The sequence below is a fragment of the Streptococcus sp. E17BB genome, assembly GCF_041807725.1.
Lineage (GTDB): Bacteria > Bacillota > Bacilli > Lactobacillales > Streptococcaceae > Streptococcus > Streptococcus entericus.
Map to the genome: position 1 here is coordinate 12985 of NZ_JBGTZC010000026.1, position 18644 is coordinate 31628.

At 44.1% G+C, this 18644-nt stretch carries 18 protein-coding genes and 3 pseudogenes; 1 reads left to right on the forward strand and 20 read right to left on the reverse strand.

Features of this window, described 5'->3' with window-relative positions; all coding sequences use genetic code 11:
* Positions 1–183: 183 nt before the first annotated feature.
* From ACERC7_RS07390 to ACERC7_RS07430, 9 genes and pseudogenes are all read right to left on the reverse strand, one after another.
* Complete coding sequence (locus ACERC7_RS07390) at positions 184–2106, reverse strand: hypothetical protein (RefSeq protein ID WP_373666581.1); 1923 nt, start codon at positions 2104–2106, stop codon at positions 184–186.
* A 191-nt stretch (positions 2107–2297) separates the two neighbouring features.
* Positions 2298–2765 (reverse strand): NUDIX hydrolase, encoded by a 468-nt coding sequence (locus ACERC7_RS07395; RefSeq protein ID WP_373660483.1) that lies wholly within the window; start codon positions 2763–2765, stop codon positions 2298–2300.
* 234 nt (positions 2766–2999) lie between these two features.
* Entirely contained in the window at positions 3000–3242 is a 243-nt protein-coding gene (locus ACERC7_RS07400; RefSeq protein ID WP_373659112.1) for a hypothetical protein, read from the reverse strand.
* A pseudogene (locus tag ACERC7_RS07405) lies at positions 3235–3996 on the reverse strand (polyphosphate polymerase domain-containing protein). Before ACERC7_RS07405 ends, ACERC7_RS07400 begins: the two are co-directional and overlap by 8 nt.
* Positions 3997–3999: 3 nt before the next feature.
* Positions 4000–5244, reverse strand: a pseudogene (locus ACERC7_RS07410) (carbohydrate-binding domain-containing protein).
* 196 nt (positions 5245–5440) lie between these two features.
* Positions 5441–5824 (reverse strand): HIT family protein, encoded by a 384-nt coding sequence (locus ACERC7_RS07415; RefSeq protein WP_373659111.1) that lies wholly within the window; start codon positions 5822–5824, stop codon positions 5441–5443.
* A gap of 12 nt (positions 5825–5836) precedes the next feature.
* A pseudogene (locus ACERC7_RS07420) lies at positions 5837–6288 on the reverse strand (DUF2785 domain-containing protein).
* The gene (locus tag ACERC7_RS07425; RefSeq protein ID WP_373660484.1) at positions 6251–6631 is read right to left on the reverse strand and encodes a hypothetical protein; all 381 of its coding nucleotides are present in this window, start codon (positions 6629–6631) and stop codon (positions 6251–6253) included. Before ACERC7_RS07425 ends, ACERC7_RS07420 begins: the two are co-directional and overlap by 38 nt.
* 57 nt (positions 6632–6688) lie before the next feature.
* A complete protein-coding gene (locus tag ACERC7_RS07430) occupies positions 6689–7402 on the reverse strand; it encodes a class I SAM-dependent methyltransferase (RefSeq protein ID WP_373660485.1) in 714 nt (237 codons plus the stop codon).
* A gap of 78 nt (positions 7403–7480) precedes the next feature.
* On the opposite strand from ACERC7_RS07430, the gene ACERC7_RS07435 reads away from it, so the two are divergent.
* Positions 7481–7876, forward strand: a complete 396-nt coding sequence (locus ACERC7_RS07435) for a single-stranded DNA-binding protein (protein WP_018368850.1) — start codon at positions 7481–7483, stop codon at positions 7874–7876.
* A 241-nt stretch (positions 7877–8117) separates the two neighbouring features.
* On the opposite strand, the gene groL is transcribed toward ACERC7_RS07435, so the two are convergent.
* The 11 genes from groL to ACERC7_RS07490 all read right to left on the reverse strand — a co-directional run bounded on the left by groL (position 8118) and on the right by ACERC7_RS07490 (position 18370).
* Entirely contained in the window at positions 8118–9740 is a 1623-nt protein-coding gene (groL, locus tag ACERC7_RS07440) for a chaperonin GroEL (RefSeq protein WP_373660486.1), read from the reverse strand.
* A 14-nt stretch (positions 9741–9754) separates the two neighbouring features.
* A complete protein-coding gene (gene groES, locus ACERC7_RS07445; protein ID WP_373659107.1) occupies positions 9755–10042 on the reverse strand; it encodes a co-chaperone GroES in 288 nt (95 codons plus the stop codon).
* A 392-nt stretch (positions 10043–10434) separates the two neighbouring features.
* Entirely contained in the window at positions 10435–11205 is a 771-nt protein-coding gene (locus ACERC7_RS07450; RefSeq protein WP_373660487.1) for a hypothetical protein, read from the reverse strand.
* A gap of 90 nt (positions 11206–11295) precedes the next feature.
* Positions 11296–12153, reverse strand: a complete 858-nt coding sequence (locus ACERC7_RS07455) for a sugar ABC transporter permease (RefSeq protein ID WP_018368846.1) — start codon at positions 12151–12153, stop codon at positions 11296–11298.
* On the reverse strand, positions 12154–13458 hold the full coding sequence (locus tag ACERC7_RS07460; RefSeq protein ID WP_373660488.1) for an ABC transporter permease subunit: 1305 nt from the start codon (positions 13456–13458) through the stop codon (positions 12154–12156).
* An 11-nt stretch (positions 13459–13469) separates the two neighbouring features.
* A complete protein-coding gene (locus tag ACERC7_RS07465) occupies positions 13470–15164 on the reverse strand; it encodes a glycoside hydrolase family 13 protein (protein WP_373660489.1) in 1695 nt (564 codons plus the stop codon).
* A gap of 126 nt (positions 15165–15290) precedes the next feature.
* Positions 15291–16553 (reverse strand): extracellular solute-binding protein, encoded by a 1263-nt coding sequence (locus tag ACERC7_RS07470; RefSeq protein ID WP_373660490.1) that lies wholly within the window; start codon positions 16551–16553, stop codon positions 15291–15293.
* 300 nt (positions 16554–16853) lie between these two features.
* Entirely contained in the window at positions 16854–17099 is a 246-nt protein-coding gene (gene rpsR / locus ACERC7_RS07475) for a 30S ribosomal protein S18 (protein ID WP_018368842.1), read from the reverse strand.
* 22 nt (positions 17100–17121) lie between these two features.
* On the reverse strand, positions 17122–17601 hold the full coding sequence (locus tag ACERC7_RS07480) for a single-stranded DNA-binding protein (RefSeq protein WP_373659102.1): 480 nt from the start codon (positions 17599–17601) through the stop codon (positions 17122–17124).
* An 11-nt stretch (positions 17602–17612) separates the two neighbouring features.
* Positions 17613–17903 (reverse strand): 30S ribosomal protein S6, encoded by a 291-nt coding sequence (rpsF, locus tag ACERC7_RS07485; protein WP_373659101.1) that lies wholly within the window; start codon positions 17901–17903, stop codon positions 17613–17615.
* Between the two features lie 215 nt (positions 17904–18118).
* Complete coding sequence (locus ACERC7_RS07490; RefSeq protein ID WP_018368839.1) at positions 18119–18370, reverse strand: hypothetical protein; 252 nt, start codon at positions 18368–18370, stop codon at positions 18119–18121.
* Positions 18371–18644: the final 274 nt, after the last annotated feature.

Consider the following 18644-nt stretch of genomic DNA (forward strand, 5'->3'; position numbering starts at 1 on the left):
TGTTCCTTTCTTTGATTACTGGTTTTTGATGTTTACAAAAAAGCCAAAACTCCCAGAATTGCATGCAAAAAAGCATACAAGACAATGAGCTTTGACTTTCATCGTGTTGTTAGGATTATTTTAGCAGAAAAAGAAATCTCTTTCAACCAATATCATTTATAAATTAGTACTATGATTATTCACTTAGTCAATGCCATAGGTAATCCGATAAGAACCCTCCAAATGACCACCAGTTTCATCTGTTGATTCTGCTCGACTAGAAACCCCCAATGTAACTCCTCCATAAAGAAAGTCTGGGCTCATGATACTAGCAAAACCATAAGATTTATTATCTGGATTTAACAAGGTATGTAGGTGACCATTGTTGCTATTATAGACACCATTAGAAGCATTTAGAGCGTCTAGTTCACCATAAGCAAATGCATCAGATGCAGTCAAGGCATCTCTCATGCCATAGCCCCACTGGATAATCTCACCATTAAAACCTTTGCCTGTCTCCAAATCTCTAGCAGAAAAAATACTAGAACTATTCACTCTCTTATGAGCAACTGCTTTATGAATACCTGTCTCTAAAGCACGTTGAATCGCAATACGTTCCAAGGTCTCATCCCACTTAAAACTATCCGCGTACTGCTCAGCAGAAGTAATATTTTTGGACGCCAAATAAGACCGTAAATCAGTATTATTAAATCTTGGATTGATGTTGTTATACATATCCAAACGAAGTTGCTTAAGGTATTCCATTGCCTCTGATTTCACAGACGTTTGTGTCAGGTTAACAACGTAGTCTTTTATATTCGAACTCCCTAGAGCAATACCAGTTTCATAATTTTTAACCTCTGGTTGCTCTGGAACTTCTGGCTGTTCTGGAGTTTCTGGTTGCTCTGGAACTTCTGGCTGTTCCGGAGTTTCTGGTTGCTCTGGAGCTTCTGGCTGTTCCGGAGTTTCTGGTTGTTCTGGAGTTTCTGGTTGTTCTGGAGCTTCTGGCTGTTCCGGAGTTTCTGGTTGCTCTGGAGCTTCTGGCTGTTCCGGAGTTTCTGGTTGCTCTGGAACTTCTGGCTGTTCTGGAGTTTCTGGTTGCTCCGGAACTTCTGGCTGTTCTGGAGTTTCTGGTTGCTCTGGAGTTTCTGGTTGCTCCGGAACTTCTGGCTGTTCTGGAGTTTCTGGTTGCTCTGGAACTTCGGGTTGTTCTGGAGTTTTTGGTTGCTCTGGAGTTTCTGGTTGCTCCGGAACTTCTGGCTGTTCTGGAGTTTCTGGTTGCTCTGGAACTTCGGGTTGTTCTGGAGTTTTTGGTTGCTCTGGAGTTTCTGGTTGCTCCGGAACTTCTGGCTGTTCTGGAGTTTCTGGTTGCTCTGGAACTTCGGGTTGTTCTGGAGTTTTTGGTTGCTCTGGAGTTTTTGGTTGCTCTGGAGTTTCTGGTTGCTCCGGAACTTCTGCTTGTTCTGGAGTTTTTGGTTGCTCTGGAGTCTCTGTTACTTTTGGTTGTTGTGCCACCTTATCACCAGCATCAGTCGATGTTGATTCAAAATAACCGACAAACTCATAACCAGAGATAGCAAGCTTACCGCTAGGTAATTCCTCACCAATTCTCACTGTCACATCTTTGTTGTAAGCAGATAAAGTACCTGTTGAAATCGCATGAACTACAGTTGCTGTTGCCAAACCACCAACAGCAGTCAAAGTTGCCATGTAGATAGCACTCTTACGACCAGACTTACCTACCTTAACAGCCACAATCAATGCTCCAATTCCTAAGAGAGCAACTAAAGGACTACTTGTACTATTAGTTTGCGGCAAACTTGCCTTGACACTTGAGGTTGGACGATAAACAAGGTAATAGGTAGCTTCCTTAGTAACTTTTTCTGGTAAAGCCTGAATCAGACTAGCCTTCTCTTCCGCATTTAATTCATCAACGGTTGAATAACGATACTGAACAGTTATCTCATTAGTATCTGAAGAAGTTGCGTTATCAGCAAAAACTTGACTTTGACCAAACAAAGACAACAAACTAGCTCCAATAACCGCAGAAACCATCCCGCAGGCTTTCAACTTTCTAAAACCATATTTTTTTTGAAGTTGCGCACGCTGAACTCTACTTTTCATCATATTCTCCTTTTTTTAACAAAGATTGCAAATTAATTATATCATTAAAGCAAATACTTCGTCAATCACAAACACTATTTCCAGACATATCTTTCCCCTAAATATACTGACAAACCTCCCCATCCCGATAGGCCTGGTCAATCATGCCGCCACTCAAGCACTCATCAACCGTCACGAACACATGGGCGATTAACCTAACGCTCATTTGATGTTCCCTCCATATTCACCACATGCTTGACCTGCCCGTCCCAGTTTTTGAGAGCGGTCTTTAGAAAAGCTGGGTTGAGGTCAAGTGCCTCAAGGTCGTCAAAACTCACCCATTCACACTGGCGACGGCTGTCACCTTCAACCATGCTGGCATTTGGTTCAGACAGCGGCGTGACCAAATAGTGGAACTCGATCTGATGAAAAATCCGACCGTCCAGCTCAAAGTGGTTCTCAACGACAAAGGCGAGTTCATCAACCTGGCTATCACAGCCAACCTCCTCACGCACCTCACGTCGGACAGCCTCTTCAGTCGTTTCACCGACAGCAATCGCGCCACCAATGCAGTAATATTGTCCAGCAGGCGATTTGGCGAGATAAATCTGATTGCCCCTAACCAACAGCTCTGTTGCTCGAACGCCGAACGTCTTATGGTCTGTTGTTGTTCTAAAATCCATGGGTCACCTCCAGTCGTCAGAAAAAGCCAAAGCTAGTTCATCATTGCACGCCAAAGAACGCACAAGACAATGAGCTTTGACTTTCATCGTGTTGTTAAGGGTATTGTAGCAAAATCACACACACTTGTCAAATCAATAGCCCCTCAACACCACGATGCAGGCTCTGATTTTGCCAGATGAAGCACGTACTTTCAACCATTGCCCATGACCAACAAAACAGCAGGAAAATCGACCTTAAACCGTCAATTTTCCTACTGTCTTGATGAACAAACTGTCTAAAGACTTTTTTCTTCTTGGTCGTGCGCGATAAGCTAACGACCCAATCTGAGTCTCACGAGAATAAGACGTTTTATGTTGGTAGAGATAAGCTAAGGCTAACCCCAAAACCATACTGGTCAGAAGGCTCAACACCAAGCCCCAACCCGATGTTGACACCGTTGACTGACTGATGACACTTTGAAACAATTGATTAAGCATAATGTGGATCCCTCACTAACATTTTGGACTGGTGCAGGGTATAAGCCTGACCATATTTAGAAAATGATACTTTGTCAAGATTGTACTGATGTAAGATATTCTCCAGCCAAGCAGGCAGCTGGTCACTGACCTTAATCTCCATAATCAGTTGTTGCTCTGGCAAAAGTGGAAGAGCCATCGAACTTGTCAGGACAAGGTCGTTGACCACAGCCTAGGTGACGCTCGTGTCCAGCGTGACACGGACTGACGGATTGTCCTTGCCTTTGAATGATAGACGCTTGTAGGAAATTAACATCCGCGGTTTAATCGTGCCGTATCTCTGTTGCAATGTTTCCAGCTGGGCCAGCAGCCGTTTATCTTCAGTATGATTTTCCACATCACCTGCCACTAGCAGACCTGCCTGCTTGGGAGTGGTTTTGATTCGATATTTGTAGCCAACACCATCTATTTTTTGCTTGATTTCTAAAAATGCTGGTGCCTCTAAATCGCCATTCCTGTCATAAGTCCTCAAACGAAGCTTTTCCTTGCCGTATTTTTTGGCCAACGAATCTTGAACCATATCAAAATGCTTCGTATCAAAGTAGAGGCTTGTGATGGTGGATTGGGCAAAGTCATCTGCCTCCATGTACTCGCCCAAGTCTGACAGCAAGTGGGGCAGCTGAGCTAGGCTCACTAAATATTTGGTTTCTACCCGCTTAAACTCTTTTTGGTGAATGCGTTTGGTCATGTTGTGTTCTTCTCTTAGATTAGTCATCGTTTAGCGTCTTGGCATACCACCACCAGGTCCACCCATCATCATGGAGTTGGTGATGTCGGTCATCTGCTGACCGTTGACGGTAATTGTGCCACCCGTATGGGTCACTGTGCAGTCAAAGTCAAAGGCAGACTGTCCTGTAATGGTGAGATTGCCTCCTGTTATGGTCAAATCCCCGTTGGAATCGATGGCATCAGTATCGCCAGCAGCCATGTTTATCGTAATGTCGCCACCGTTGATGGTCAGGCTGACCCCATCCATGACCATCATGCTATCAGATGACTTGGTCCAGTCGGTCGCATTGATGCCGTCATCCGTCGCATTAAGGGCAATCGTGCCGCCATTGATGGTGATGACTTTTCCTTCAATCCCTTCTGTGCTGGACTGGATGTCGATGGTGCCGCTGTCGATGACCAGTTCATTGGTCGCGTGGATGGCGTCGTCACCAGCCGTGATGGTGAGCTTGCTATTTTCGATATACAGATTACCGAGGCTAGTGTCCTCGTCATTGTCCGAGTGAAGGACATCTTCTGTCGCCGTCAGGGTCATGGTCGCTCCAGTCATATTCAGCGCATCATTGGCTGACAGGGCATGTTTAACGGCTGTTATGGTGTAGGTCCCACCCGCAATTTTCAGGTCGTCATTCGACTTGATGGCATTGTTGTAGTTGCCCTCGACTTCGAGACTACCTGTTCCATTGATGGTTAGGTCTTTTTTGCTGTAAATGGCTGCGCTGTAGTCTGTTGCCGTCCGATTGGCAGAATCGGCTAGTTTATTGTGCGTGCCATCAGCTAGGGTCAGGTAGACATTGTCCGCAGAGGTGGCAGCGATAAGGGCATCTGTCCCTGTCATGGTGACACCATTGAGCACGATGTGGACATCATCTGTATCTGCTGCTTCAACCAACAGTTGAACGCCTTGGCTAGAGCCTGAGACGATGTAGGTACCCGCCTACGTAATCTTCACCACAGAACCTGATACAGACACGCCAGTTCCTGTGACCGTCGCCGAAGAACCATTGAGCTGGATGATACTAGCTGTCGCTGCATCGTAGCTGGCGTCCAAATCCTTTTCAGAGAAATAGGTCGTGTTGCCAGTCGTCGTAGAAGTTGCTGTTACCGTTGCCTGATTAGAACTGGTTGCTATAGTTGCTGTTGACGATGCTGTCGAACTTAAGTCTGCTTTGGCTTGGCAAGCTGCTAAGGTTAGCACCGTAAGGAGGGGCGGAAGTATCATTTTTGTTTTCATAAGTATTATCTTCTTTCTGAGACAAAGTATAGGCGCTTTTTCTAAAACATTCCTAAAAATATTCTGAAAATTATCTTAAATCAAAAATCAACCCATTTCTGAGTTGCTCTGTTTCACTTATTCTTATGAAAAAACCTTATGACAGACGACTTCTATCTATACTAACTTGATGATACTAACAATGGCATATCAGCAATTAGTCCTCCGCTGTCTGATAGCCTTGGCGTTCAGGAATAACCCCTCTGACACCGCCTTTTGGCTTTGGCGTATCCCCCTTGTAACGAGGAATCAGATGGATGTGGCAGTGAAAAATGGTCTGACCGGCAACCGCACCGCAGTTGGCACCGACATTGTAACCATCTGGCTGATAACGCGTCTCTAGCATTTCCTTACCCAACTGCAAGAGGTCATCAATGGCTTGTTTTTCGACTGATGTTAACCCAAAATAATCCTCCACATGGCGTTTGGGAACAATCAGCAAATGCCCCTGATTGACAGGGTGTTTATCGTAAAAGGCGCCAGCTAGATTATTTTCTAATATAAAAGGCAAGTCACTACAAAACAAGCAAGAAACGGACATTTTTCACTCCTTTCACGCTAGCAAATGAGGGTGGTTCAACAACGCCTGCTTGAGAGTCGTGCCTAGCACCCCCTCTTTTTCTAATTGGAAATATAACACCGATAAAAAGGCCTGGCTATTGAGTTGTTTAGCATAATCGCTGGGCTCATCTCCAGATACCAGCCGGTCACTTAACCACATCGCTACTTGGTCCTGAGTGAGCCGCTCCTGAGCAAGCAGTTGGAGAAGGACTGCCGCTAAACGACTACTCTCACCTGCTGAGAAAGTTGTTTCAACTTCCAGTAAACAGCCCTGATCACCTCCCAAACATCAGTTAGACGGTTTAAGGGAAATTCGGGATGACAAGCTACCGCTTGTAAAAAATCTGCCCCGTGTGCAATAGCATGAACCCAGCCATGAACGCTATCATAACCTCTGATGTCACGCTCAGCTGGCAGGTAGTCTAGGACCAGTTGCCATAACATCTCTCTGAGACGCCCTCATCCACCCACGATAAGGGTGCCCCTCCTGACCATCCACATAAAGCAATAGAGTATGCAATAGGCTAGTGAAAGATCTGGTTAGGGTACGCTCATCACAAGTCCCTAGACCAGTTGTCTGTAGCTGCCTTGTTAGCGTCTCATCGAGCAAACTAGCCAACTGTACCTCATCAACAAGACCATCAAGCAAGTCATGACAAAAGCTGAGATAAACCAGATTGTCACGAACAGCTGGGTCAGGATCACCAATATGACTGAGCAACCACGCCAGTTCCTCACTAGTATAGGGGTGAGATTGATTTAGTTTTTCCTGTAATTGTTTGATCATTTGTGCTAACCTTTCTATTTTAAGTCAAGAACTCTTTCTAAAGTCTTTCGGTAAGGGTTAGGTTGTTACTTTTTCTAGCCAAACATGATGAAAAAAGCTAATATCACGATAAGGACTGTGATCGCAAACTGCCAACTCCATTCTGGTCATGCCTTCCAACCAGCCCATCTCCGACTTAATCTCATTTGGCTGTAGGGCATAGAAGGTTCGAATCCCCTGATAACGTTCGATTCTAAACTGTCCTGACTGAACCAATTCTGCCATGTCATAACACCTCTCCTGATTGAATGATGGGCTATGATAATCAGCCCCAGCCAGCAAGTCCATTGCCGTGTCAATCTGATGGTTAAAAACGACAGCCTGCATCACTTTCCCAGCACGGTGATGCTTGACGATAGACAACTGACCTGACGGGGTCAGCAAACGATGAAAGGCAGTCAAGTAGGTCGGATAATCTTCCATTGCAACATATTCCAAGACATTGTGGCAGATGATGACATCAAAACTGGCATCTGGAAACTGGTCAAGTAAGTCGATTGAGCCGTGATGTTTGGATAAGTTTTGGTGTTCCTGATGATAGAGCATCTCAGCTGACGGGTCAACAGCCACAACCGTATTGTTTTGACTGAGGAAATCAGCTGTCAAACAAAACCCTGCCCCAAAATCCAAGACACGCTTCCCTTTAACTTCCTTTAATTGGTCAAATAACACCTGATAAAAAATTTTTCCCCAAGGTTGCTCAAGAGTTTGGCGATAATGTGCAATATCCATCACTTTTTTCTCCTTTTTTTTTGATAATTATATCATTTTTTCAACCCTTTTACGAATACCCTATTAGGAGGAAATGATATGTATAATAAAGTTGTTTTAATTGGCAGATTGACTGCCGTGCCAGAAATGATCAAAACACCTAACGATAAATCGGTCACACGGGTGTCGCTTGCCGTCAACAGGCGGTTCAAGTCCCAAAATGGGGAGCGTAGCGCAGACTTCATCAACGTTGTCTTCTGGGGACGTCAAGCTGAGACCCTAGCCAGTTACGGTGGCAAGGGTACGCTCGTTTCGATTGATGGCGAACTGCGTACTAGAAAATATGACAAAAATGGTTCAACCCGCTATATCACTGAGGTGCTGGGGCACAGTTTCCAACTCTTAGAAAGCCGTGCTCAACGTGCTATCAGAGAAAATAATGTCGGTCAAGACTTAGCAGACCTCGTCTTGGAGGAGGAAGAACTGCCCTTCTGAAAGGATGTTTATCCTCATAGTACCCCTTGTCCCCGTCCGACTCGCCCAGAAAGCAATCTCCCTTGGTGGCTGAATTGGTGAGGGAAAATCATTAAAACATAATCACCAGTTAGGGATAAGCTTCTCTTAGTTAACATCAAATGAATCATCACAAAAACGAGCAAGACAGGGTTCTGGACAGCAGAACACCAATCTTGCTCGTTTTATCTATCAGACGAAAGGTTTGCTCAGCCTAGTTGCCTTACATCATGCCGCCCATCATACCTGGATCCATAGCTGGGGCAGCTGGTTTTGGTTCTGGCTTGTTAGCCACAACAGCTTCAGTAGTCAAGATGAGGCCAGCTACTGACGCCGCATTTTGTAGGGCCGAACGAGTTACCTTCACAGGGTCGATAATGCCGGCTTCTAGCATATCTACCCATTCACCAGTTGCAGCATTAAAGCCGTGACCAGCTGGGCTATTTTTTAATTTATCGATGACAACAGACCCCTCAAAACCAGCGTTGAGAGCAATCTGGCGAACAGGTTCTTCCAGCGCACGCTGGACGATGTTGCGACCAGTTGCTTCGTCACTCGTCAAATCTAGAGCCGCCACGGCTGCGATAACGTTGACCAGAGCAGTACCACCACCAGCAACGATGCCTTCTTCAACAGCAGCACGGGTCGCATTGAGTGCATCCTCAATGCGGAGTTTCATCTCCTTGAGTTCGGTCTCAGTCGCCGCACCAACCTTGATCACAGCGACACCACCAGAGAGCTTAGCCAACCGTTCTTGAAGTTTCTCGCGATCAAATTCAGAGGTCGTTGTCTCGATTTGAGACTTAATGATGTTAATGCGGTTAGCAATAGCTGACGCGTCACCTGCCCCCTCGACAATGACTGTGCTATCCTTATCGACAGAGACCTTAACCGCTTGACCGAGAGCTACCATGCTGGCATCTTTGAGGTCAAGTCCCAAATCATCAGTGATAACTGTTCCGCCTGTCAAGATAGCGATGTCTTCTAGCATCGACTTACGACGATCGCCGAAGCCAGGAGCCTTGACGGCAACTACATTGAAGGTGCCACGGATTTTGTTGAGCACCAAGGTTGGCAAGGCTTCACCGTCCACATCATCAGCAATAATGAGGAGCGGACGGTTGGTCTTGAGAATCTCTTCTAAGAGTGGAAGAATGTCCTGAATGTTTGAGATTTTCTTATCCGTGATGAGGATAAATGGGTTGTCTAGGTCAGCAACCATTTTTTCATTGTCCGTCACCATGTACTGAGACAGGTAACCTCGGTCAAACTGCATGCCCTCAACCACTTCGAGTTCAGTCTCCATTCCACGAGACTCTTCGATAGTGATGACACCATCACGACCGACCTTCTCCATGGCTTCTGAGATATACTCACCAACCTTTTCAGAACGTGAGGACACTGCTGCCACCTGAGCGATTTCCTCTTTATTTGCAACTGCTTGAGCTTGATGTTTAAGTTCTGTCACGGCAACATTTACCGCAGCTTCAATCCCGCGACGGATACCGATTGGGTTAGCACCGGCTGTGACGTTTTTCAGACCTTCACGAACGATAGCTTGGGTCAAAACGGTCGCCGTTGTGGTCCCATCACCGGCGATGTCATTGGTTTTTGAAGCCACTTCTGACACCAGCTTTGCCCCCATGTTTTCAAAATGATCCTCCAGCTCAATTTCCTTAGCGATGGTTACCCCATCGTTAGTGATGAGCGGTGAACCGAAAGCTTTTTCAAGCACAACATTACGCCCTTTAGGGCCAAGGGTTACTTTAACTGTATTAGCGAGGATGTCCACCCCACGCACCATGCTCTCACGAGCATCTGCTGAAAATTTAATATCTTTTGCCATGATCACTTTCCTCCCTATGCTTCAATAATGGCGACGATGTCTGCTTCACGCACAATGAGTAGCTCTTCACCCTCATGCTTGACCGCAAGACCAGCTGAGCGATCGACCAGAACTGTCTGATTAACGGTGACACTTGGAGACACCAACTCACCCGTCAGCGTCCGAATGCCCTCACCGACAGCCAAGACTTGGGCGGTCTTGGTCGCTTCACGGCTAGCACCTGCTAGCACAAAGCCACCAACCGTCTGTTCCTCTTCTTTTGCAACGCGCACCAACACGCGGTCGCCTAATGGTTTTAACATGATTTATCCTCCATTTTTAGGGTAATAGCAGAGCTGAGCCCTGTTTTTAGCACTCTATCCTATAGAGCGCTAATGCTACCCTCTATTCTACCACTTGGTCAGAAATAGTCAAGAAAAAAAGTTGCTGATTAAACAGTAATAGAGGCAGGAACAAAAGTCCTAGCCTCCCTTTTTATTATTGTTGCCAAAGTCAGACGCAAAGGTTTTGAGCAACTCTTATCAGCTTTGCCGATTTTAGAGTTGCCAAAGTTCCACTGAATCTTTGGAAGTTGGAAATAGAGCGGACAACGTCCGTGTCAAAGAAAGTCTAGGAAGAGACCTTTTCGACTTCTAAACGTTCAAAATTAAATAAAGTGAGGAAATATCAAATTCTGCCGAATGCCCACTCTCATCTAGGTATCTCTGAAGCGAGTTTTGAAAAAGACAAAGACCACAGCCAACACAAAGAGGATATTTTGCGTCATGACGATGGTAGGCAATTCCTGACCGGTTAACCCAAACCCAAAGGCCAGTAAAGTTGGCAGACCGAGACAGGTTAAGGTCAGATTATAAGCTTGTTTGAACCCCTTGATGTCAAACCATTTGGTCAGGGAAGCCAGAAAAAGAATGCCACTCGCACCAAGCACCAAAAAGATAAAGTTCGTCCCTAAAATCAAGCAAGAACTACTAATCAGAAAAAGACTGACACCAAAACGATTGCTCGTAAACCAGTGGTTAGAGATTGCTGCTGACAGCGCCTCTTTTGAGGAAATATCTTGCTGACTGAGCTGTTGGTAGGGCACAGTGACGACATCAATCTTATCTTTAACGAGTTTTAACTGTTGCTTGCCAAAATGGTAGCTCACCCCGGTCTCTTCTGGTGCCTTATCACCAAAAGTCACTTGGGGAAAGCTCGCTTCCTCAACCATCAACTCACCATCTCTTAATTTTCCCGTTTGCAGATGAGTAATAACCTCTGTGGTTAAGGGCTCGTAAATGCCACTAACCACCCTCTCCAAGGGATAACTCTCCATTTGCCCAACTTGTAGAGAAACAGGAATAAATAAAAGTGACATCAAGAAAATGGTGGTCAAAATAGCCTGCCAGACCGTAAGAGAGGTTCTCTGGGCAAATACCCGCCTAGGCGATAGCAAGCTGGAAAAATAAGACATCGGATAGCGCATCCTTGTAGCTCCTTTCGTAGAAAGAGTGGGACAAGATCTCTTGCCACCACTCTTAAACTGATTTGAGATGTTATTAAACCTTCTCTTATTCTATCCTTTTGTCCCACCTTTTGTCAAACCAGACACAAAGTTTTTCTGGAGCATGAAGAAGAGGATTGAGATTGGCACAGCAATCAAAATAGCTCCCGCTGCAAAAAGTGTGACACGTTGGTTCTTGGCATCAGAGATAAAGGTCTGAAGCCCAACCGCAACAGTATAGTATTCTTGTGAGCGAAGCAAGAACTTAGCGAGCATGAAATCTCCAAACGGTCCCATAAAGGCCCAAAGTGCCTGAACGGCAATCATTGGCTTGACGAGGGGAAGAACAATTTGCCACAAAATCCGCAAATGTCCTGCGCCGTCGAGTTTAGCAGATTCGTCCAAGTCATACGGTACCGTATCAAAGTAGCCTTTCATCAGCCAAGCATTCATCGGGATACCACCACCAACGTAAATCAGAATCAAGAACCAGTACTGGTTAAGGGCGTTGAAGAGCCAGGCCATAACAAAGTAGGCAGTCAGAGCAGCCATGGTTGGCACCATTTGAATCACTAAGAAGAACAATAAACTTTTTTTCTTGCCGTAAAAGTTATAACGACTATACGCATACCCTGTCAGAGTGATCACCGTCACTTGGATAATCATGGTGAAAAAGGCCACGATAATCGTATTGAGGTACCAACGCCCATAAAGCGTCTCAGTGAACAAGCGACTAAAGTTATTAAGCGTGAAATTGCTCGTTAGATCAAACGTAAAGGCTGTCACATTCCCTGGGCGAAAAGCTGAGCTAACCGTTACCATGATTGGGAACAAGATAATCGTTGCTAACAAGAGCAAATAGACGTAGGTAAAGAATTGTGTCAGAAATTTTTTCCGTTTGACAGAGCTTGAAAATTGTTTAGAAGCCATCTATCTATCCTCCATATTAAACGCATTGAATTTTTTAAAGGTGATAAGTGACACAGAAATGACAATCATTGAGATAATCAACGTCACCGCAGATGCCATTGAAAATTGTGGCGATGTTTGAGTGGTCAACTTATAAATCCAAGAAATCAAGATATCTGTTGCACCAGCACCACCACCGACACTACCTGGTCCACCGTTGTTAAAGAGATAGATGATGGAGAAGTTATTAAAGTTAAACGTATACTGAGAAATAAAAGTCGGCGCAGCAACTGCCAAAATCATTGGTAAGGTGATTTTCCAGAATTTCTGCCAAGCCGTTGCCCCATCAATAATCGCCGCCTCATACAAATCAGACGGAATAGATTGCAGAATCCCTGAGACTAAAATGTAGATGTAAGGGAAGCCGAGCCAGCCTTGCACCATAATGACAGCTACTTTTGTCCAAAACGGATCTGTTTTCCATGGAATGAGACCAAAATCAACAAAAGGAATCAGTTTTTCCAAGAACGGCAACACCTGCACATTCATCGCACCGATGGAGTCATTAAAGAAGTTACCAAAACTCATGATAGAGATAAAGGCTGGAACAGCCCAAGGGAGCAAGAAGATAACCCCAAATACCCGCTTAAACTTGATGAATGGCTGATTAGCAATAATAGCTGTCGCTACCCCAATAACAATCTGAAGGGTTGAGGCAAGAATCGTCCAAATAAAGGTCCATTTCAACACCGCAGAGAAAGCCGTTCTAAAGGTGCTGAGTTGAACGATATTGATGAAGTTTTTAAATCCAATCCAGTCCAATAACCGCTGTGGCGGAATATGTTTAAAATCGTAGTTGGTAAAGGCAATAAAGAGCGTTACCATAACAGGAAAGACAATCGCAAAGGCCATCGCCAGATAAGCAGGAATGGTCAGCAAGTAAGGAAAACCGTTCTCATAAATAGAGTGAAGCGTCTCTTTTGCAGTGAGCGGGATTTTGACCCCGTCACGAACCAGTCTAGCAGTATAATGCGCATCTCTCATCGTTGCTACATGAATAAAGAGCATGATGATAAAGAAAATAATCTGCATTGATCCTTTGATCAGAAGAAACAAAGAGTGATCAACACCAGGGGTTGTTCCCAGAGTGATTAACCCTTGAATCGCTGGAATCCCAAAGGTCAGGATTTCAAGGATTTCTAGTGCAAAGACACCAAGAAGCATCAATCCTTTTGCTTTTTGACCGTTATAAAGTTGTCCAAGTCCTAAAATGAGGGATAGCCACATGGCTTTTTGGGGACTGTGATGTTGTGAATCGTTTGTCATAATGACCCTTTCTACAATAGATGATGAATTAAGAAGCCATGGGTTGCTAAGTTTGTGTCGATCAACCCGTTAGCGATGACTAACTGGCCAACAGAAATTTCTCGCTCCTGCCCCTTGTTAATGAGTAATTCAATGACCTGAGATGGTGTGTGTCGCCGGATACTTAGCACATCGCCCTGAGCTGTAATGGTGATGTCACCTTTTTGAAGAACCGGTAGCTCCTTCAAGCGAATAATCTTTTTGAACAGTGTTAGTAAATCGTTGTCTTGGGTCACCTTATCCCAGTTGAAACAGCGACGACAGTCAGGATCATAGCCACCTTCCATGGCAATCTCTGTCCCATAGTAGAGGCAAGGAATACCGACATAGGTGAACAGCAAGGCGACTGCGGCTAATAACTTATCTCTTGACCCACCGATTTGAGTAAAGAAGCGGTGCGTGTCATGAGAGTCCAGCAAATTCAAATTCATGCGATTGACCTGATCGGTGTTTCGCATGAGAATATGATTGAGTCGCTCTGCCATCTCCTGAGATGATAGGGTATCTGTCGCAAAATAATCAATGCAGGCTTTCGTAAAGGCATAATTCATGATGCCATCATACTGATCCCCTTGTAAATAGGGGTAAGCATCGTGCCAGTTTTCACCGATAATAATGATATTGGGATTGACGGCTTTCACTGCTTTTCTAAAGCGACGCCAGAAATCATGCGATACTTCATCTGAGACATCAAGTCTCCAACCATCTAGCTGAAACTCTCGCGTCCAGTAAAGGGTGACATCCAAGAGGTAGTCCTGCACATCAAGATTGGACGTGTTAAACTTTGGCATATAGGAGCAAGCAGCAAATGTCTCATAATTGATTGCTTTTTGGTCAACGGTTTCACCGTCAATCATAAACCAGTCAAAATATGGCGAAGCCTTCCCCTTGTTCATCACATCTTGAAATTCTGGAAGCAAGTCACTGGAATGATTGTAGACCGCATCAAGGATAATTTTCATCCCCAAGTCATGACTGTCATCAATTAACTGCTTTAGGCTTAACTTGCTACCAAACTGTTTGTCAACATCGTAATAATCTCGAATATCATACTTATGATTGCTGATGGATGAAAAAATCGGAGTCAGGTAAATGGTAGTTATTCCCAAGTCCTTGAGGTAGTGTAACTTTTGCCTAATCCCTTCCAGGTCACCTCCGGTAAAACTTTTCGGAAGCGGCCTGTCCGTCCACGCCATATTGATGTAGGTATCATCCTTCTCAGCATCTCCGCGATAAAAACGATCCACAAAAATCTGGTAAAACACTGCGCTGTCTGCCCAGTCGACCACACGATGAACATCAATTGGGTTGATGTACGGCAGTTGGAAGCAGTTATAAAACGCATAAGCAAAATCGTACTGTTCACTAAAGCCATTTTCATGGTAGTACCAGCAGTTGTCTCCGTCCTGAACTTTGAAAACATAGGTCAGTCGAACGTCTGTCAACTTTAGGCGAATCTCGAAATAAGCATAAATGGCATCAGTACATTTGAACGGTATCGGAACTTCTTTTTGATGTTGGTGATAGGTGTACTTATCACCATAAACTAGGCTAATCTCTAACTCTTGATCTTCTTTTGCAACCCGCAAACGAATGACAACTTCGTCATCAGAAATTGCAAAACAATACCTTGAGTCAGGAATATGCAAAAATCCTGCCTTGTTCATTCCATTCCTTCTTCCTAATATGTATTCTTTCTGTTCAGCCTTTTCTCTCCCTATCAATCACTTTTAGGCAGTGATAGGGAGAGAAAAAGCTGAGCAGAAATAGTTCTGAATCAGCTTTTTGAGGTTTTATTCAGAATATTTTTGCTCGATAGCTTCTTTAATGAAGGTTACAGCTTCTTTGCTGGCTGTCTTAGCATCTTTTTTACCTGAGGCAACGTCAAAGAACAATGTACCTGCTGGTTCCCAAACTTCTGCCATTTGAGGAATGTTTGGCATTGGTTGAGCATTTAAGAATTGAGCAATAACAGCGCTTGTCAACTCATTTCCTTGTGCTGAAGCATATTCGCGTGCTTTAGTGTTAGCAGGAATTTCTTGCGTAGCATCGTAGAATGATTTTTGGTTCTCTTCGTTTGTGACATAGTCAAGGAATTTTTGAGCAACATCCATGTTTTTGCTGTAGTTTGAGATAACCCAAGCTTTACCACCACCGAAGGCTTCGTAGTTGCCACCGTTAGTAAGAGTTGGAATTTGAGCAGCTCCGAAGTTTACACCAGCTTCTTTAAGTGCTGCTGCAGCCCAAGGACCATCAATGATTGCAGCTGTTTTACCTGATGTAAATTGTTCAGTGATGAAGTCTCCTGCTTTTGTTGTATCTTGCATTCCTTGAGGCCACATAGCATACCATTTTTTAGCATACTCAAGTCCTTCTACAGTACCAGCATTGTCCAAACCGATATCTGATGGCTTAGTACCGTGGTCACCAAAGACGTAACCACCGTGACCAGCAATCAAACCGTAAGCATAGTAGAAGTTAGTCCAGTTTGCCAAGAATGCTACTGATTTACCATTTTCTGAAGCGAAGGCATACTTGGCATCTTTTTGAAGCTCTTCGAGTTCTGCAAATGTTTTTGGAGCCTCTTTGATTAAATCTTTGTTGTAGTAAAGAATTAATGATTCTACAACAGCTGGAGCGCCGTAGATTTTTCCATCTAAAGTAACCAAGTTTTGTGCTGTTTCATCATAATCAGCTTTGTTACCCAAGGTTACTTCAGCAAGTTGACCTTCGTTACCTAAACCACCCACGCGGTCATAAGGTGCCACAAAAACGTCTGGGGCAGCACCTGTTGGGCCATCTGTCGCTAACTTATCCAAGGTATCAATCATACCTTCTTCTTTAACAGTGATTTTAACACCATTTTCTTCTTCGAATTTTGTTTTGATCTTGTTAATGTAGTCAACATAGCCAGTATCTACAGAAACAACCAATGACTTTTCTCCCTCAGCAGATTTTTCTGCTGTGTTTGATGAAGAAGAGTTGCCACAAGCCGCTAAAGTTAGGGCAGAAGCAAGCCCAAGAGAGCTTAAAGCGATTTTTTTCCAATTCAACATTTGATTGGACCTCCTGAAATTTTTTAGAAACGCAACCGCTTGCGTTGTTCATAAGTAGTATAACACAAACTGATTGCGGTTGCAAGTGTTTTTATCATTTTTTTGGGAAGAAATAAGTTCGACTAAAACGCTAACAAAAAAACATTAGAGGTGCTGGCTAGCAACTGTATACAGGTCCTCGTCCAGAGGTATAATTTAAAAGTAACTTTCTTGGTTTAAGGCTCAAGTTCTGAGCTCTGCTATTTCGCATCATATTTTACAGATAAAAGAAAAATCCCAGCCTGAGCTGAGATATTTTCATTAGTCTTCGTTAACGAATGGTAACAAGGCCATAACGCGAGCACGTTTGATTGCTGTTGTTACTTTACGTTGGTTCTTAGCAGACGTTCCAGTCACACGACGTGGCAAAATTTTTCCACGTTCTGAGATGAAACGGCTGAGAAGCTCAGTATCTTTGTAATCAACATATTCAATCTTGTTAGCTGCGATATAGTCAACTTTTTTACGGCGTTTGAATGCACCGCCGCGACGTTGTGGTTGAGCCATAGGTTCTCTCCTTTATATCAGTTTAGAATGGTAAATCATCATCTGAGATTTCCATTGAATTTGACCCGCCGAACGGGCCTTCTTCTCTAGCGAAGTTAGGTGTTTGAGCTGGTTGTTGGTAGTTGTTGCCGCCAAAACCTTGACTAGGAGCTGATGTATAGCCGCCTTGTCCTTCTCTTGCCGTACGGCTTTCCAGCATTTGGAAATTTTCCGCAACAACTTCTGTTACATAAACCCTTTGTCCTTGGGCATTGTCATAAGAACGTGTCTGGATACGACCAGTAATGCCGATTAAGGCACCTTTCTTAGCCCAGTTTGCAAGGTTTTCAGCTTGCTGACGCCAGATAACGCAGTTGATAAAATCAGCTTCACGTTCTCCAGCTTGATTTTTAAATGTCCGGTTAACAGCCAAAGTAAAGCTGGCTGTCGCCACATTTGACGGGGTGTAACGAAGCTCAGCATCACGGGTCATCCGACCAACGAGTACGACATTGTTAATCATAGGTCACCTACTTAAGCGTCGAGTTTCACAATCATGTGACGAAGAATATCGCCGTTGATTTTTGACAGACGATCAAACTCATTCAGAGCGATAGCGTCAGTTGCTTCAACGTTAACGATATGATAAAGTCCTTCACGAAAATCTTGGATGTCGTAAGCCAGACGACGTTTTTCCCATGCTTTTGATTCAATGATGGTTGCACCATTGTCAGTCAAAATTGAGTCAAAACGCGCTACCAAAGCGTTTTTTGCTTCTTCATCAATGTTTGGACGAATGATATAAAGAATTTCGTATTTAGCCATTGATATGTCCTCCTTTTGGTCTAATGACCTGCACTCTTTGGCGCAGGTAAGTGAGGTCTACTCACAAATAACTATTTTAAACCATTTTTTGGGATTTTGCAAGCAAAAACTCGTGATAACAGGTAAATTTTCCCCTAAACTTTTTCAAGCTCAAAAATAGGTCGAGACAGCATGTGACTATGTCTCAGTCGCCATGCTATCCCAGACCTACTTTCCTATGGTTGATAAGACCTTACACGGTCAAGCCTCTGAAGAAATTTTTCCTTGAAAATGGGCTTTAAGCTGGTCAAATCTCGACCTAGCTCAGGTCTCTCTTTTAACAACAATGTCAACACTTGTTGCCCCTCTAATGCCCAATCCCCAACCAGCCAGACTTGCTTGCTGTATAAGGATTCAAATTCGTCTACAATAGGTGCAATTGCTGCGTAATAAATGGATAATGGGCTTCTTACGTAACTATAGGTCATGTCTTTCTCCTTGTCTTTTTTGATAGTATTATGATAGCGTAACAATGTTAAAGAAAACTAAAACGAGAACCGTATGGAATAATCACACATGCACCTAAGAGTTTTGTAAGCCACTCCCACCTCTTGAGCTCATTTTCTTATAATTTACGAATCCGTTTGCCGGTCTCAAGGTCAAAGAAATGCCCCTTAGACACATTGAGTGCTAACTCGACAGTTGAGCCTGGTACCAAGTAATCTGTCGCTGAAACGCGTGCAGAGAACTCCTGCTCACCCA

Coding starts and splice junctions, on each gene's coding strand:
- ACERC7_RS07455 (WP_018368846.1), bottom strand. CDS start 12,153: ATGGCTTCTAAACAATTTTCAAGCTCTGTCAAACGGAAAAAATTTCTG.
- ACERC7_RS07460 (WP_373660488.1), bottom strand. CDS start 13,458: ATGACAAACGATTCACAACATCACAGTCCCCAAAAAGCCATGTGGCTA.
- groES (WP_373659107.1), bottom strand. CDS start 10,042: ATGTTAAAACCATTAGGCGACCGCGTGTTGGTGCGCGTTGCAAAAGAA.
- groL (WP_373660486.1), bottom strand. CDS start 9,740: ATGGCAAAAGATATTAAATTTTCAGCAGATGCTCGTGAGAGCATGGTG.
- ACERC7_RS07390 (WP_373666581.1), bottom strand. CDS start 2,106: ATGATGAAAAGTAGAGTTCAGCGTGCGCAACTTCAAAAAAAATATGGT.
- rpsF (WP_373659101.1), bottom strand. CDS start 17,903: ATGGCTAAATACGAAATTCTTTATATCATTCGTCCAAACATTGATGAA.
- ACERC7_RS07470 (WP_373660490.1), bottom strand. CDS start 16,553: ATGTTGAATTGGAAAAAAATCGCTTTAAGCTCTCTTGGGCTTGCTTCT.
- rpsR (WP_018368842.1), bottom strand. CDS start 17,099: ATGGCTCAACCACAACGTCGCGGCGGTGCATTCAAACGCCGTAAAAAA.
- ACERC7_RS07435 (WP_018368850.1), top strand. CDS start 7,481: ATGTATAATAAAGTTGTTTTAATTGGCAGATTGACTGCCGTGCCAGAA.
- ACERC7_RS07490 (WP_018368839.1), bottom strand. CDS start 18,370: ATGACCTATAGTTACGTAAGAAGCCCATTATCCATTTATTACGCAGCA.
- ACERC7_RS07430 (WP_373660485.1), bottom strand. CDS start 7,402: ATGGATATTGCACATTATCGCCAAACTCTTGAGCAACCTTGGGGAAAA.
- ACERC7_RS07480 (WP_373659102.1), bottom strand. CDS start 17,601: ATGATTAACAATGTCGTACTCGTTGGTCGGATGACCCGTGATGCTGAG.
- ACERC7_RS07465 (WP_373660489.1), bottom strand. CDS start 15,164: ATGAACAAGGCAGGATTTTTGCATATTCCTGACTCAAGGTATTGTTTT.
- ACERC7_RS07400 (WP_373659112.1), bottom strand. CDS start 3,242: ATGCTTAATCAATTGTTTCAAAGTGTCATCAGTCAGTCAACGGTGTCA.
- ACERC7_RS07425 (WP_373660484.1), bottom strand. CDS start 6,631: ATGATCAAACAATTACAGGAAAAACTAAATCAATCTCACCCCTATACT.
- ACERC7_RS07395 (WP_373660483.1), bottom strand. CDS start 2,765: ATGGATTTTAGAACAACAACAGACCATAAGACGTTCGGCGTTCGAGCA.
- ACERC7_RS07450 (WP_373660487.1), bottom strand. CDS start 11,205: ATGCGCTATCCGATGTCTTATTTTTCCAGCTTGCTATCGCCTAGGCGG.
- ACERC7_RS07415 (WP_373659111.1), bottom strand. CDS start 5,824: ATGTCCGTTTCTTGCTTGTTTTGTAGTGACTTGCCTTTTATATTAGAA.